The sequence below is a fragment of the Streptomyces stelliscabiei genome (assembly GCF_014873495.1).
GTDB lineage: Bacteria > Actinomycetota > Actinomycetes > Streptomycetales > Streptomycetaceae > Streptomyces > Streptomyces bottropensis.
Window position 1 is genome coordinate 9,294,025 of the sequence record NZ_JADBGF010000001.1, and the last position, 15,433, is coordinate 9,309,457.

Here is a 15,433-nt window from a genome sequence, read left to right on the forward strand (position 1 = left end):
TTTCGACCGGAACCCATTGACGCGACATGCGACTGGTGCCTAACGTCCCGGCAATCCAGTTGAAACCTTTCACGACGCAGTGAGGCAGCTTCTCCGCTAGCCACCGGCCGTCGTCGAGGAGCCCCCATGACCCACCCGTCCGACACGGGTCCGGCCCCCGTTCTCGCGTTGAAGGGCGTCTCCAAGTCCTTCGGCGCCGTACGCGCCCTGCGGGACGTGTCCCTCGAACTGTTCCCGGGCGAGGTGCACGCACTCGCCGGGGAGAACGGTGCGGGCAAGTCGACCCTGATCAAGAGCCTCGCCGGGGTGCACCGACCGGACTCCGGTCAGGTGCTCCTCGACGGCGAGCCCACGGTCTTCCACGGCCCGGCCGACGCCCGGGACGCGGGCATCGCCGTCATCTACCAGGAGCCCACTCTCTTCCCCGATCTTTCGATCGCCGAGAACATCTTCATGGGCCGCCAGCCGCGGCGTGCCCTCGGCCGTATCGATCACAAGGCCACCCACGCGGCCACCCTCGCCCTGATGCGGCGGCTCGGAGTCGAACTCGACCCCGACCGCCCGGCGCGCGGCCTGTCCATCGCCGACCAGCAGATCGTGGAGATCGCCAAGGCGCTGTCCTTCGACGCCCGCGTCCTGATCATGGACGAGCCGACGGCGGCCCTCACCGGCAGCGAGGTGGCCCGCCTCTTCGGCGTCGTCCGCACCCTGCGCGACCAGGGCTCCGCCGTCCTGTTCATCTCCCACCGCCTGGAGGAGATCTTCCAGATCTGCCGGCGGGTCACCACCCTGCGCGACGGCGCCTGGATCTCCAGCGAGCCGGTCGAGGGCATGACCGAGGACGACCTGGTCCGCCGCATGGTCGGCCGCGACCTGGAGGAGCTGTACCCCAAGCAGGAGGTCGAGCCGGGCGAGGTCGCGCTGAGCGTGCGCCGGCTGACCCGCGAGGGCGTCTTCACCGACGTCTCCTTCGATGTCCGCCGCGGCGAGATCGTGGGCCTCGCCGGCCTCGTCGGCGCCGGGCGCACGGAGGTGGCGCGGGCCGTCTTCGGCATCGACCGCTGGGACGCGGGCGAGGTCGACCTCGACGGCCGCGCGCTCACCAACGGCGCCCCCTCCACCGCGATGGCCGCCGGGCTCGCCCTGGTCCCCGAGGACCGCCGCGCCCAGGGCCTGGTGATGGACATGTCCATCGAGCGGAACATCGGCCTCACCGGACTCCGCAGGACCGTGAGGGCCGGCCTCGTCGACCGCGGTGCCGAACGCGACCGCGCCCTCGACTGGGCCGTCAGGCTCCAGGTCAAGTACGCCCGGATCGCGGACACCGTGAACACGCTGTCCGGCGGCAACCAGCAGAAGGTCGTCCTCGCCAAGTGGCTGGCCACCGGGCCGAAGGTACTGATCGTCGACGAGCCCACCCGAGGCATCGACGTCGGTACGAAGGCCGAGGTGCACCGCCTCCTCAGTCAGCTCGCCGCCGACGGCGTGGCCGTACTGATGATCTCCTCCGACCTGCCCGAGATCCTCGGCATGGCCGACCGCGTGCTCGTGATGCACGAGGGCCGGCTCACCGCCGAGATCCCTCGCTCCGAAGCCACCGAGGAATCCGTGATGGCCGCAGCCACCGGGAGGGCCGCCGCATGACGGTGACCGCCCCCGAGAACACCCCCGTCGCCGAGGTGCCGAAGTCCAGCGGCACCCGGCTCGTGGACCGCGTCTTCAAGATGCGCGAACTCGCCATCCTGGCCGTCTTCCTGGTGATGATCGTCGTCACCCAGCTGGGCAACAGCGAGTTCCTCACCGAGCAGGGCATCAAGGACCTCCTGCTCAACGCGACCATCCTGGTGCTGGTCGCCGTCGGCCAGTCGCTGGTCGTCATCACCCGCAACGTCGACCTGTCGGTCGGCTCCATCCTCGGCATCAGCGCCTTCGCCGCCGGCACGTATCTCCAGGGCGGCGGCAACGCGGTCGTGGCCGTGGCGCTGGCGGTCCTGATGGGCATCGGCTTCGGCCTGCTGAACGGTCTGCTCGTCAGCCTCGGCCAGGTGCCCGCCCTCGTCGTCACCCTCGGCACGCTCTACATCATCCGGGGCATCGACTCGATCTGGGTCGGCTCCCGCCAGATCACCGCGTCCGCGCTGCCCGACGGGTTCGTCGACTTCGGCTCCGGCGGCATCTCCGCGGTGCCGTACCTGGCCCTGATCGCGGTCGCGGTCCTGGTCGTGACGGCGTACTACATGAAGCACTTCGGCAGCGGCCGTGAGCTGTACGCCCTCGGCTCCAACCCGGAGGCCGCCCGCCTCGCCGGTATCCCGGTCCGCAAGCGGATCCTGATCGCCTACACCTTCTGCGGCGCCCTCGCCGGCCTCGCCGGAGCCCTGTACCTGGCCCGCTTCGGCAACGTCGACTCCAGCACCGGCAACGGCTACGAACTCACCGTCGTCAGCGCGGTCGTGGTCGGCGGCGTGGTCTTCACCGGCGGCTCCGGCAGCGTCTACGGCGCGGCGCTCGGCGCCCTGCTGCTGACCTCCATCAACAGCGTGCTGCCCGCCCTCGGCGTCAGCTCGGTGTGGGTGCTGGCCATCAACGGCATCCTGCTCATCCTCGCCATCGCGGTCGACCGTGTGGTCGCGCTGCGGGTGGCGGCCGCCCTGAAGAAGAGGAACGCCCGCCATGGCTGACCCGTCCCTGTCGCGTGCGAGCGGCTGGTCCTCCTTGAAGCGGTGGGACTCGGCGGTCGGTGCCACGTTCGTCGTGGTGCTCCTGCTGTCCTTCTCCACCGTCGACGGCTTCGGCAACGCGCTCAACCTGTCCTTCCTCATCGGCAACACCCTGCCGATCGCGCTGGTCGCCCTGCCGATGACCCTCCTGGTGGTCTCCGGCGAGATCGACCTGTCGGTGGCCTCCACCGCCGGACTGTCCGGGGCGGTGATGGGCGCCCTGTGGAACCAGGGCCTGACCATCGAGGCGATCATCCCGATCTGCCTGCTCCTCGGTGTCGTCTGCGGACTGATCAACGGCCTGCTCGTGACCCGGCTCGGTCTGTCCTCCCTCGCCGTCACCATCGGTACGCTCGCCGCCTACCGGGGCATCGCGCAGATCGTGCTCGGCTCCGACGCGGTGACCGACTTCCCCACGCAGTACCTGGACTTCGCGGCCGGCCGGATCGGCGACAGCTTCGTCCCCCAGGCCTTCATCCCCTTCCTGGTGCTGCTCGTCATCGCCGTGATCGCCCTGCACGCCACCCCGTTCGGGCGCTCCCTGTTCGCGATCGGCGCCAGTGAGGAGGCCGCGCGCTTCACCGGCATCCGCGTCAAGCGCCAGAAGCTGATCCTCTTCACGGTGACCGGCCTCATGGCCTCCCTCACCGGCGTCTTCTGGGCGCTGCACTACGCCAGCGCCCGCTACGACAACGCCACCGGGCTCGAACTGTCCGTCATCGCCGCCGTGTTGCTCGGCGGCATCGACTTCGACGGAGGCAAGGGCACACTCGGCGGCGCGATCGCCGGTGTGTTCCTGCTCGGCACCCTGCAGAACGTGATGAGCCTGCAGGACGTCTCGGCACAGTCGCAGATCGTCGTCACCGGCGTCCTGCTCGTGCTGTCCGTGCTCGGCCCCCGGGTGGCGAGGCAGGTCGCTCTCGCCCGGGCCGGCCGACGATCCGCCGGCGGTTCCGCCGGCGAGGCCGTTCGCAAGACGGCCGTCTGACAGCTGCCGGCCGTGCGTGGCCGGTCGCGCACACGCGGCGGCAGCCGCACAGCGAAGACCTCACCGTGCCCTCTTCGGGGCGCGACACCATCCCTCGTCGTAAAGGATTCCACCGTCATGCGCAGAGCCACCCTCCGCCGTTCCTGTGCGGCCCTCGCCGCCGTCACCTCCTTCGCGCTCGCCGTCACCGCCTGCGGCGGCACCACCAAGAGCGACGTCAAGGACGACACCGCCTCCGCGGCGGCCACCGGCAAGGCCGACCCGAACGCCGCGCTGAAGAAGGGCCTGACCGTCGGCTTCCTGCCCAAGCAGGTCAACAACCCCTACTTCACCTCCGCCGACAAGGGCGGCGAGGCGGCCCTGAAGGAGCTGGGCTCCAGCTACAAGGAGGTCGGCCCGTCCAGCGCGACGGACACCTCCGGCCAGGTCAACTACGTCAACACGCTCACCCAGCAGCAGGTCGACGCCATGGCCGTCTCCGCCCAGGACCCGGGCGCCCTGTGCACCGCGCTCAAGCAGGCCATGAGCAACGACATCAAGGTCGTCACCTACGACTCCGACACCAAGCCGGAGTGCCGCAACGCCTTCGTCTCGCAGGCCAGCGCCGAGGACCTGGGCCGCACCGAGGTCCAGCTGCTCGCCGAACAGATCGGCTACAAGGGCGAGATCGCCGTCCTGTCGGCCGCGCAGACCGCGACGAACCAGAACGTCTGGATCGACTTCATGAAGAAGGAGCTGGAGGACCCCAAGTACAAGGACATCAAGCTGGTCAAGGTCGCCTACGGTGACGACGACGCCCAGAAGTCCTTCCAGCAGACCCAGGGCCTGCTCCAGGAGTACCCGAACCTGAAGGGGATCATCTCCCCGACCACGGTCGGCATCAAGGCCGCCGCCCAGTACCTGTCGGGCTCCAAGTACAAGGGCAAGGTCAAGCTGACCGGCCTCGGCACCCCCAACGACATGCGCAAGTACGTCAAGGACGGCACGGTCGAGGGCTTCGAGCTGTGGGACCCGGCGAAGCTCGGCGAGCTGGCCGCCCGTACCGCGGTGGCGCTGGTCTCCGGCCAGATCACCGGCAAGGAGGGCGAGACCTTCACCGCCGGTGACATGGGCGAGTACACCATCGGCAAGGACGGCGTGATCAGCCTCGGCAAGCCGACCGTCTTCACCAAGGACAACATCGACAAGTTCAACTTCTGATCCGCGAACCGGCGTCACCACCCCCCTCACCCCAGGAGCGGTTCTCATGCAGCGCGTCTGCTTCCTCCTCAAGGTCCGTGCGGACCGGATCGACGAGTACCGCGAGCGGCACGCCGCCGTGTGGCCGGAGATGCTTCAGGCTCTCTCGGCCACCGGCTGGCACAACTACTCCCTCTTCCTGCGCGACGACGGCCTGCTCGTCGGCTACCTGGAGACCGAGGACTTCCCGGCGGCACTCGCCGGCATGGAGGCCGCCGAGGTCAACGCCCGCTGGCAGAAGGAGATGGCGCCGTTCTTCGAGTCCCTCGACGGCGCCCGGCCCGACGAGGCCATGAAGCCCCTCACCGAGGTCTTCCACCTCGCCTGACCCCCCACGTCGCAGCACCCTCCCCCTCCCCATTTCGCTCGACAACGGAGTCCCCGAGATGAAGAGACGTACGCTGCTCGGCGCCGCACTCGCCGGTGCCGTGATGACCCCCGCCCTCGGCGCCGCCACCGCCCGCGCCGCCGACCCCGGCCCGTCCGTCAGCCAGACCGGCAACACCCTGCTGGACAGCCAGGCCATCTTCTTCGTGTCCTACGACGGCCTGGTCAACAACAACGCCTTCCAGAAGAACGCCCTGCTGACCTACAAGGGCTACCAGTACGCCGTCTGGTACACCGCCGACCGCAACGCCGTCGTCGGCCGCCGCGTCCTCGGGTCCGGCACCTGGTCCACCGTCAAGGTCGGCCACACCCTGCGCTACAACGACTCCCACAACGTCATCTCCATGGGCGTCTCCAAGGTCGACGGCCGCCTCCACCTCAACATGGACTCGCACAGCGACGGCTTCACCTACGTCAAGTCGGTCGCCGGGCTCATGGACAACCCCGCCGGCCTGAGCTGGACCGCGAGCCGCTTCGGCGCACCCCAGTCCACCCTCGACGGACTCGCGCTCACCTCGCAGTTCACCTACCCGCAGTTCGTCTCCCTGCCCGACGGAAAGCTCCAGCTGAGCTACCGCGCCGGCATCTCCGGCAACGGCCGCAACGCCCTCGCCGAGTACGACGGCACCTCCTGGACCCACCTCGGCGAGTGGACCAGCTCCACCGGCACGTACACCAGCGAGCACGGCTCCTCGACGGCCCGCAACATGTACCTGCACGGCATCGACTACGACCGCAACGGGCGCCTGCACGCGCTGTTCACCTGGCGCGAGCAGAACGGCGCCGTGATGTGCAACGGCGGCGGCATCACCAACCACGACACCGGCTACGTCTACTCCGACGACCGCGGTCGCACCTGGCGCAACAACGCGGGCACCGTCGTCGGGACCACCGGCGGCTCCGACAGGGTCTCCGTCACCGACGCGGGCCTGGTCGTGGACGCGCTGAACCCGGACCACTCCCTGATGAACCAGGAGAGCCAGTGGACCGACTCCGCCGGCCGCCCGCACGCCATCATCAGCTACGTCCCCGGCCGCTTCGGCCAGTGCACGACCAACTACGTCGCCGACCGCACCGCCAACGGCCGCGCCTTCCTCGTCCGCAAGAGCGCCTCCGGCGCCTGGGCGAAGACCGAGATACCGGTGCCGCTCAACTCCAGCCAGCGCACCAAGCTGGTCATGGACAAGTACAACAACGCCTACGCGATCTTCCCGTTCGGCCGGATCGCCGGTGCCTCGGCGGCCTCCGGTCACACCGACTGGAGGATCCTGTACGACGGCTCGGGCCTCAACGCATTCGGCGAGGTCGTGTTCGACGAGAGCCGGATCGCCCAGGACAATGTGCTGTCCGTGATGTACCAGGTGAAGTCGAGCGGGACGACCCCGTCGGCGCTGCGTGTCGTCGACTTCGCCCTGCCCGCCTGATCCCCCTGCCCGGGCGACGTTTCCGCGCCTGACCGGGCCGTTCCCGGGGCGGCTCCGACGGTAATGTGAACGTATGCCCGCCGCTCCGTATCTTCCTGGAGGTCCCCGTCCGATGTCGCAGCCGGTGGGTATCAAGGACGTCGCCGCAGCCGCCGGAGTCTCCGTCGGCACGGTCTCCAACGTCATCAACCGGCCGGACTCGGTGGCCTCCGGAACCCGGGCCCGCGTGCTGGCCGCGATCGACCGTCTCGGCTACGTCCGCAGCGAGTCGGCGCGCCAGCTGCGGGCGGGGCGGAGCCGGATCATGGGGCTGCTCGTGCTCGACATGGGCAACCCCTTCTTCGTCGACGTCGCGCGCGGTGCCGAGCGGGCCGCGCGCGACGCCGGACTCGGCGTGATGGTCTGCAACAGCGCGCAGAGCGCGAGCGAGGAGTCCGAGTACCTCTCGCTGTTCGCCGAACAACGGGTGCGCGGCGTGCTGCTCACCCCCGCCGACGCGACGGGCCGCAACATCGCCGCGTTCCGCCGTCACGGCATCCCCTTCGTCCTCGTCGACCGGGTCGCCGAGGGCACCACCGAGTGCTCGGTCTCCGTCGACGACGTCGCGGGCGGTGCCCTCGCCGTCCGGCATCTGATCGACGCGGGTCACCGCTCCCTCGCCTACGTCAGCGGACCGGCGGGTTTCAACCAGGTCCGCGACCGCCGCACGGGTGCCCTCAACGCCCTGCGCGAGGCGGGCCTCGGCGCCGACGCCCTGCGCGAGCTGCCCACCGAGCGCCTCGACGTGGCCGCCGGCCGGGACGCGGGCGCCCGTCTCCTCGGCCTGGTCGACCGTCCCACCGCCGTCTTCTGCGCCAACGACCTGCTCGCCCTCGGCGTGCTCCAGGCCATGTACGCGGCCGGAGTGAGCGTCCCGGACGACCTCGCCATCGTCGGTTACGACGACATCGAGTTCGCCGCCGCGGCGGCCGTCCCCCTCACCTCCGTACGGCAGCCCGCCGTCACCATGGGCGCCCTCGCCGCCGAACTCCTGCTGGAGGAGACCGAGGCCGAGACCGCGCCCGTGCGGCACGAGCACCGGCGGGTCGTCCTCCAGCCGGAACTGGTGGTGCGGCGCTCCAGCCTCTCGGCGCGCTGAGCGCCCGTTCAGCAGCCCCTGCCGAAGGCCGCCCCCGTACTGACCCATGGGTCAGCGAGAACTTCTTGATCCACGGGGTCGGCCGGGCGGAGAATCTGTGCTGGACTGGACCACGGCCTGGAATCCGTCCGCTCAGGGAGCCCCGTTGTCCGTCAGCTACCGGCAGCCCGGTGTCGTCCTCACCGACCGCCGCTTCACCGTCCCCCTCGACCACGACCGCCCGGCGGGGGAGCGGATCGAGCTCTACGCGCGCGAGGTCGTCGCGAGCGACAAGACGGCGGCCCAACTGCCCTGGCTGGTCTACCTGCAGGGCGGCCCCGGCTTCGGGGCGAACCGCTTCGTCGGCCGTGAGGCCTGGCTCGGCCGGGCCCTGGAGGAGTACCGGGTCCTGCTCCTGGACCAGCGCGGCACGGGCGCCTCCACCCCCGCCAACCGCCAGACCCTCCCGCTGCGCGGCGGCCCCGTCGAACAGGCCGACTACCTCGCCCACTTCCGCTCCGACTCCATCGTCCGCGACTGCGAGGCCATCCGCCCCGAGGTCACCGGCGGCGCCCCCTGGGCCGTCCTCGGCCAGAGCTTCGGCGGCTTCTGCGCGCTCACCTATCTCTCCGAGGCGCCCGAGGGACTGAGCACGGTCCTCGTCACCGGCGGGCTGCCCTCCCTCGACGGCACCGCCGACGACGTCTACGAGGCCGCCTTCCCGCGCATCGAGCGCAAGGTCGCCGCGCACTACGCCCGTTACCCGCAGGACGTCGAGCGGGCCCGGCGGATCGCCGAGCACCTGCTCCGGCACGACATCGTCCTCCCCGGCGGCTACCGGTTCACCGTCGAGGCGTTCCAGTCCCTCGGCATCCTCCTCGGCCGCGGCGACGGCAGCCACCGCCTGCACTTCCTGCTGGAGGACGCCTTCGTCACCACCCCCCGGGGCCCCGAACTCTCCGACGCCTTCCAGGAGGAGGTCCAGGGCCTGCTGTCCTACGCGGGCCACCCGCTGTACGCGCTCCTCCACGAGGCGATCTACGGCCAGGACGCGGGCCCCACCGACTGGGCGGCCGAACGGGTGCGCCGGCGCCTGCCGCAGTTCGACGCCGCCAAGGCGCTGACGGGCGACGGCCCGGTGCTCTTCACGGGCGAGTCCGTGCACCCCTGGATGTTCGACAACGACCCCGCCCTGCGCCCGCTGCGCGAGACCGCGCGGAGTCTGGCCGAGGACCGGGGCTGGCTGCCGCTCTACGATCCGGAGCGCCTCGCCCGCAACGAGGTCCCGGTCGCCGCCGCGGTCTACCACGACGACATGTACGTCGACACGGCCCACTCCCTGCGGACCGCCCGTGCCGTCCGGGGTCTGCGCACCTGGGTCACGGACGAGTTCGAACACGACGGCGTACGCGCCGGGGGACCGCGCGTGCTGGACCGGTTGCTGGCGCTGGCGCGGGACGAGGCGTGACCGACGCGGTTACGGTGCCTCCATGACCGACCCCGAGAAACATCAGCCGGAACAGCTCACTCCCATGCCCGACGACTGGCGGCGCGCCCTCGCCGTCGTGGCCCACCCGGACGACCTGGAGTACGGCTGCTCGGCGGCGATCGCCGCGTGGACCGACGAGGGCCGCGAGGTCGCCTATGTGCTCGCGACGCGCGGCGAGGCCGGCATCGACACCCTGGAGCCCGCCCGGTGCGGCCCGCTGCGGGAGAGGGAACAGCGCGCGAGCGCGGCCGTCGTGGGCGTGACGGAGGTCGAGTTCCTGGACCACGAGGACGGCGTCGTCCAGTACGGGCCCGCCCTGCGCCGGGACATCGCGGCGGCCATCCGGCGGCACCGCCCCGAACTGGTCATCACCCTCAACCACCGCGACACCTGGGGCGGGGTCGCCTGGAACACCCCCGACCACGTGGCGGTGGGCCGGGCCACCCTGGACGCCGCCGGGGACGCGGGGAACCGCTGGATCTTCCCCGAACTCGTCGCACAGGGGCTCCAGCCCTGGGACGGCGTCCGCTGGGTCGCCGTCGCCGGTTCGGCCACCCCCACCCACGCGGTGGACGCCGGCCCCGGCTCGACCGGGCCGTCGCCTCCCTGCTGGAACACCGCACCTACCTCGAGGTGCTCACGAAGGAGGACCCCGAGACGTACGTCCGCGACTTCCTCACGGGACATGCCCGGACCACGGGGGAGAGGTTCGGCGGCAGACCGGCCGTGGCCTTCGAGGTGTTCCCCCGCTGAGGGGTCGCCCGGTCCTGTCGGACCCTCGTTAGGGTGAACCGTATGGAACAAGGATCCGGCGAGGCCCTCGACCAGCACGATCAGCACGACCGGGGGGCCCTGCGCGCGCTGCGCGCGGACTGCGGCAGCTGCTTCGGCCTGTGCTGCGTCGCCCTGCCCTTCTCCGCCTCGGCCGACTTCGCCGTCGACAAGGCCGCGGGCACGGCGTGCGGCAACCTCGGGGACGACTTCCGGTGCGGGATCCACACCCGGCTGCGCACCGAGGGCTTCAACGGCTGCACGGTCTACGACTGCTTCGGCGCCGGACAGCGGGTCTCGCAGGTCACCTTCGGGGGCGAGAGCTGGCGTACGGGCGGCCCCGGGCACGCCCGGCGGATGTTCGACGTCTTCCCGGTGGTACGCCAACTCCACGAGCTGCTCTGGTACGTGACCGAGGCGCTGACCCTCCCCGCCGCCCGCCCGGTGCACGCCGCCCTCCGCCGGGTCCGCGCGGAGACCGAGCGGCTGGCCGGCGGAACGCCCGAGGAGCTGGGCGAGCTGGACGTCGCCGCGCACCGGCAGCGCGTCAACGTGCTGCTGCTGCGGGTCAGCGAACTCATGCGCGCGGGCGCCGGGGGACGCAAGCGGAACCGGCGCGGCGCCGACCTGATGGGCGCCCGCCTCAAGGGCGCCGACCTGCGCAAGGCCGACCTGCGCGGCGCCTATCTGATAGCGGCCGACCTCACCGGGGCCGACCTGCGGGGCGCGGATCTGATCGGCGCCGACCTTCGCGACGCCGACCTCACCGACGCGGACCTGACCGGCGCCTTCTTCCTGACCCAGCCCCAGCTCCAGGCGGCACGCGGCAGCACCGGGACCCGGCTGCCGGCGTCAGTCACCCGCCCCGGCCACTGGACAGCCTGACGGCGACGAGGGCGACGGGGGTGACGACGGCTCCTGCGGGGCGCCCGGCACCGCGCCCACCCGCCGCCGTACACGCAGCCGCAGCCCGTCCGGCATCAGCGTCAGCCGCTCCACCACCCGCAGCCGGTACGCGGGCTCCGCCACCAACTCGTACCGGCGCAGCAGCAGCCCCAGCACCAGGGTGGCCTCGTGCAGCGCGAACTGGCGGCCGATGCAGGCCCGCGCACCCGTCCCGAAGGGCTTGAACGTGTGCGGGGCCCGGCCGCGTACGGCAGCCGCGTCGAAGCGGTCCGGGTCGAACCGCTCGGCGTCCGCGCCCCAGACCTCCGGGTCCCGGTGCAGCATCGACGTCAGCACCAGTGCCCAGGCGCCCCGCCGCATGGGGTGGACCCCGCCCAGCACGGTGTCCTCGCGGGCCTCCCGCGAGAACGCGGGCGCCGTCGGCCACAGCCGCAGCGCCTCGTCGAGCACCCGGCGCACGTACCGCAGCTTGGCCACCTGCGCGTAGCCGGGCCGCGCTGCGTCGCCCCACACCCGGTCCACCTCGGCGCGGGCGCGGGCGGCCAGGTCCGGGTACCGGGCGAGGTAGTGCAGGGCGAAGGACAGGGCGCCCGAGGTGGTCTCGTGCCCGGCGACCAGGAAGGTGATGACCTGCCGCCGGACGTTCTCGGCGGACAGCCGCTCGCCGCTCTCCGGGTGCGAGGTCTCCAGCATCCGGTCGAGCAGGTCGCCGTGACCGCCACCCCGCCCGCCGCCGGAGGACCGCCGCGCCCGCACCACCGCGTCGACCGTCTCGTCGAGGTACGCCATGTCCGCCCCGTTCTGCCGGGCTGCACCGCGCAGCAGCAGCGGGACCAGCCGGTCGGGCACGACATTGCGGCGCTGGGCGTAGGTCAGGGTGCCGACCATGGCGGCGACGAAGGGGTGCGGGCGGGTGCGCTCGAAGGAGCCGAAGTCGTGGCCGAAGCCGGTGCGGGCGATCGTCTCCAGCGTCAGCTTGGTCATGTCGCCGGGCACGTCCACGGTGGAGCCCGCCGCCTCCGCCCGGTCCCAGTGCTCCGTCAGCTGCTCGGCGACGTCGAGCATCATCGGGTGGTAGCCGGCCATCGCCTCCCGGCCGAAGCCCGGGGCGAGGACGTCGTGCGCCAGCTGCCAGTTCGGCTCGTGGTTGTACGCGGTGAAGAGACCGTCCCCGGCCACCGGCCGCAGATTGGCGACTCCGACGCCCACGTGCTTGGCGAACCGGGACTCGTCCGCCATCTCGGCCGCGAGCCCCGCGCCCCCGACGAACACGATCTCCTTGCCGAACGCCTTGCGCCGGAAGATCGGCCCGAGCCGCTGCCCGAGCCGCACCGATTCCTGGACCGGCGTGCGCACGTTCGTGCCGAGCACGTCACCGACGAGAGGGATGCGGTACGGCGGGTGCGGTATCCGGTGCAGTTCGGGCCAGCCCAGCTCCGCGCTGCGGAAGCCCCTGACAGCCGTGGCCCCTGTCGTCGCCGTCATGACCACATCTCCCTCGCCCGCACGCCGTGGCGGGGCCCGGCGCGCCTGTTGTACTCGGGTTCAATAGCGCGTCCAGTCTCGTCCCGTTGTTGAACTCACGTCAAGTAAGGTGACCGGCATGGCAGCCAGGCAGCAGGAGCGCCCGCGGCGTCGGCTCAGCACCGGGGAACGGCGGGAGCAGCTCCTCGCGGTCGGCGCCCGGCTCTTCTCGGAGAGCCCGTACGACGACGTGTGGATCGAGCAGGTGGCCGAGATCGCCGGTGTCTCCCGCGGGCTGCTCTACCACTACTTCCCGAACAAGCGGGACTTCTTCGCGGCCGTCGTGGAGCGCGAGAGCGAGCGCATGCTGCGGATCATGACGCCCGCCCCGGGCGCGTCGGCGCGCGAGCGGCTCGGCAACGGACTCGACGTCTTCCTCGCCCATGTCGAGGAGCACGCCCACGGCTTCCGGGCCTTCCACCGTGCCGACGCCACCGGCGACCAGGCCGTGCGCAGGGTCTACCAGCGGGCGCTGGCCGTGCAGGAGGCGCAGATCCTGGCGGCGCTGGCGTCGGACGCCGAGTTCGCGGCGGCCCTGGAGGGGCGGCCGGAGATGCGGCTCGCCGTGCGCGGCTGGCTGTCGTTCACGACGGCCGTCTGTCTGGAATGGCTGCGGGGCGCGGAGCTGTCCCGCGAACAGGTGCGTGACCTGTGCGCGCGGGCCCTGTTCGGCGTGCTCACACCCTGAGCCGCACCTTCCTGCCGACCGCCTCCGGTACGCGGGGGCGGGGGGAAATTCCGTGGACCGGCCGCCGGTGGTTGGCGTGCGCCCCGATCTTCGATAAGTTAGGCAAGGCTTACCTAATGGAGGTTTGGGATGGGTGACCGTCACACCTGGACGGCCGCGCCCGCCGCGGCCGAGCGCGCCCGCTCGGTGCTCGCCGCGGCGTGGTCCTGCGCGGTGACCGCCGACGGCGGCCGCGAGGAGTTCGTCGGCGCGCACACCGTCACGGAGGACGGCCGGGTGATCCTGCGCGTCCCCGAGGACAGTACGCTCGTCGCCGCCGCGATCTGCGCGCCGCGGGGCGAGCCGTCCGCCGTGCTGGAGTTCGCCGACGTCGCGCCCGTCCCGGTGCGAGGCCGCATCCGGGCCCGGCTGTGGATCGCCGGCTGGTTCACGCCCGAGGACGGCGACCTGGAGTTCCGGCCCACCCGCATCGTGCTGCGCGAGCCGTCCGGCGCGGTCGTGGTCGACCTCGACGACTTCGCCGCAGCCGAGCCCGATCCGCTGGTCACCGCCGAGCCCCGGCTGCTGACCCACCTCGCCGACGCCCACCCCGACGCCGTCGAGCGTCTCACCCGGCTCGTCCCGCACGACAGCCTGCACGGCGCCGTACGCGTCCAGCCCCTCGCCGTCGACCGGCACGGCCTGACCCTGCGCATCGAGCGGGCCCGCGGCGACGGCGACGTACGCCTGACGTTCCACAAGCCGGCCGACGACATGGCGCAGCTCACCGAGCGCATGCACATGCTGCTCTCCCGGGCGAGCGCCGCGTCCTGCCCCCGGGCCCTACAGCGGCAGCGCACAGACGGCGACGGGTGACGCGAACGGACCGCTCGCGCGGCGCAGTTCGCCGTCGCTCCCGACCCGGAAGACGCTGACCGCGCTCGACCGCTGCAGCGCGGCGAACAGCAGACCCCCGTCCGGCGACAGCGCGATCTGGCGCGGGAAGTCCCCGCCGACCGGCACGGTGTCGAGCAGCCGCAGCCGTGCGCCGTCCGCCTCCACGGCGTAGCGGGTGAGGCTGTCGTGCCCCCGGTTGGCGAGATAGGCGTACGCGCCGTCCGGCGTCACGACCAGCTGCGCGGGATAGTTCGTGCCCGAGCCCGTGCCCGTGGGCTGCGGGTCACCCGGTGCGAGCCGCCCGCTGCCGGGATCGTAGGCGCAGACCACGACCGTGTTGTCGACCTCGTTCGCCAGATAGGCGTACCGGCCCCCGGGATGGAAGGTGAGGTGCCGGGGCCCGGCGCCCGGCCGGGTGCGCGCCCGGGAGACCTCGGTGAGCGTGCCCCGGGACTGGTCCAGACGGTAGGTGTAGACCGTGTCGGTGCCCAGGTCGACGGCGAGCACATGACCGCCGTCCGGGCTCGTGAGGACCTGGTGCGCGTGCGGCCCGTCCTGCCCGGGACCCGGCGCCGGACTGCTGTGCACCACCAGATCCGTGCGCTCGCCCAGCGCTCCCGAGTCCTCGACGGGGTGCACGGCGACACTGCCCGAGCCGTAGTTGGCGCTCAGCAGCCACCGCCCGCCCGGGTGCACCGACAGATGGCAGGGCGCCTCGCCGCCGCTGCTCCGGGTGCCGAGCACCCGGCGGTCGGACAGCCGTACGGCGGTCACCCCACCCCGCGTGCGCTCGTTCACGGCGTACAGCGTCCGGCCGTCCGGGTGCACGGCGAGATACGACGGGTCGGCGACACCGGTGATCGTCCCCCCGCCCGTGACCCGGCCGCTCGGGACGTCGTACGTCGCCACCCCGATGCCGGTGCCACCGCCCTCGGCCGAGGTGTACGTGCCGATGTAGAGCGGCCGGGGGCCGGTGCGGGTCGGGGAGGGCGAGGCGGTCGCGGAACCGGTGGCCGCCCCGGCCTCCGCCTCCCGCGAGGGAGCCGTCGGAGTGTCCCGCGCGGGGGAGGAGGACGTGGGTCCGGCCGTCCCGTCGGAGCCCGCGCACCCGGCCAGGGCGGCCGGTACGGCCGCTCCCGCCAGCAGCCCCAGGACATGGCGCCTGTTCCAGCCGTCCTGGTCCCCTGCCGCCCCACTCGTCATGCGTGCACCTCGGGTGTCGCTCGTCCGGTCCGTCACCACCTTGACGGGTACGAGCGCCTGCGCGCAAAAGCGACGGCCGCCGGCGCGTGGTGCGCGCCGCC

At 72.1% G+C, this 15,433-nt stretch carries 13 protein-coding genes and 1 pseudogene; 12 read left to right on the forward strand and 2 right to left on the reverse strand.

What is annotated here, in order from left to right:
* The first annotated feature begins 126 nt into the window (after nt 1–126).
* The 10 genes and pseudogenes from H4687_RS40560 to H4687_RS40605 all read left to right on the forward strand — a co-directional run bounded on the left by H4687_RS40560 (nt 127) and on the right by H4687_RS40605 (nt 11,020).
* Nucleotides 127–1,644 carry a sugar ABC transporter ATP-binding protein gene (locus H4687_RS40560; RefSeq protein WP_046915207.1) on the forward strand — a complete coding sequence of 506 codons (1,518 nt, stop codon included), beginning with the start codon at nt 127–129 and terminating at the stop codon, nt 1,642–1,644.
* Nucleotides 1,641–2,681 carry an ABC transporter permease gene (locus tag H4687_RS40565; RefSeq protein ID WP_046915208.1) on the forward strand — a complete coding sequence of 347 codons (1,041 nt, stop codon included), beginning with the start codon at nt 1,641–1,643 and terminating at the stop codon, nt 2,679–2,681. Before H4687_RS40560 ends, H4687_RS40565 begins: the two co-directional genes overlap by 4 nt.
* Complete coding sequence (locus tag H4687_RS40570) at nt 2,674–3,708, forward strand: ABC transporter permease (RefSeq protein ID WP_046915209.1); 1,035 nt, start codon at nt 2,674–2,676, stop codon at nt 3,706–3,708. Before H4687_RS40565 ends, H4687_RS40570 begins: the two co-directional genes overlap by 8 nt.
* Before the next feature lie 117 nt (nt 3,709–3,825).
* A complete protein-coding gene (rhaS, locus tag H4687_RS40575) occupies nt 3,826–4,908 on the forward strand; it encodes a rhamnose ABC transporter substrate-binding protein (RefSeq protein WP_046915210.1) in 1,083 nt (360 codons plus the stop codon).
* A gap of 46 nt (nt 4,909–4,954) precedes the next feature.
* Complete coding sequence (locus H4687_RS40580; RefSeq protein WP_046915211.1) at nt 4,955–5,275, forward strand: L-rhamnose mutarotase; 321 nt, start codon at nt 4,955–4,957, stop codon at nt 5,273–5,275.
* A 58-nt stretch (nt 5,276–5,333) separates the two neighbouring features.
* Nucleotides 5,334–6,758 carry a BNR repeat-containing protein gene (locus H4687_RS40585; protein WP_046915212.1) on the forward strand — a complete coding sequence of 475 codons (1,425 nt, stop codon included), beginning with the start codon at nt 5,334–5,336 and terminating at the stop codon, nt 6,756–6,758.
* Nucleotides 6,759–6,870: 112 nt separating this feature from the next.
* Nucleotides 6,871–7,896, forward strand: a complete 1,026-nt coding sequence (locus tag H4687_RS40590) for a LacI family DNA-binding transcriptional regulator (RefSeq protein WP_046915213.1) — start codon at nt 6,871–6,873, stop codon at nt 7,894–7,896.
* A gap of 145 nt (nt 7,897–8,041) precedes the next feature.
* Nucleotides 8,042–9,343, forward strand: coding sequence for an alpha/beta fold hydrolase (locus H4687_RS40595; RefSeq protein WP_046915214.1), 1,302 nt, complete (start codon nt 8,042–8,044; stop codon nt 9,341–9,343).
* A 22-nt stretch (nt 9,344–9,365) separates the two neighbouring features.
* A pseudogene (locus H4687_RS40600) lies at nt 9,366–10,117 on the forward strand (PIG-L deacetylase family protein).
* A 42-nt stretch (nt 10,118–10,159) separates the two neighbouring features.
* Nucleotides 10,160–11,020 carry a pentapeptide repeat-containing protein gene (locus tag H4687_RS40605; protein WP_046915215.1) on the forward strand — a complete coding sequence of 287 codons (861 nt, stop codon included), beginning with the start codon at nt 10,160–10,162 and terminating at the stop codon, nt 11,018–11,020.
* Here H4687_RS40605 and H4687_RS40610 read toward each other — a convergent pair.
* Nucleotides 10,988–12,526, reverse strand: a complete 1,539-nt coding sequence (locus tag H4687_RS40610; protein WP_046915216.1) for a cytochrome P450 — start codon at nt 12,524–12,526, stop codon at nt 10,988–10,990. The genes H4687_RS40605 and H4687_RS40610 overlap by 33 nt on opposite strands.
* Nucleotides 12,527–12,644: 118 nt before the next feature.
* On the opposite strand from H4687_RS40610, the gene H4687_RS40615 reads away from it, so the two are divergent.
* Nucleotides 12,645–13,253, forward strand: coding sequence for a TetR/AcrR family transcriptional regulator (locus tag H4687_RS40615; RefSeq protein ID WP_046915217.1), 609 nt, complete (start codon nt 12,645–12,647; stop codon nt 13,251–13,253).
* A gap of 129 nt (nt 13,254–13,382) precedes the next feature.
* Nucleotides 13,383–14,108, forward strand: coding sequence for a DUF2470 domain-containing protein (locus H4687_RS40620; RefSeq protein WP_046915218.1), 726 nt, complete (start codon nt 13,383–13,385; stop codon nt 14,106–14,108).
* On the opposite strand, the gene H4687_RS40625 is transcribed toward H4687_RS40620, so the two are convergent.
* Complete coding sequence (locus H4687_RS40625) at nt 14,076–15,332, reverse strand: lactonase family protein (protein WP_046915219.1); 1,257 nt, start codon at nt 15,330–15,332, stop codon at nt 14,076–14,078. The two genes, H4687_RS40620 and H4687_RS40625, sit on opposite strands and share 33 nt — an antisense overlap.
* Nucleotides 15,333–15,433: the final 101 nt, after the last annotated feature.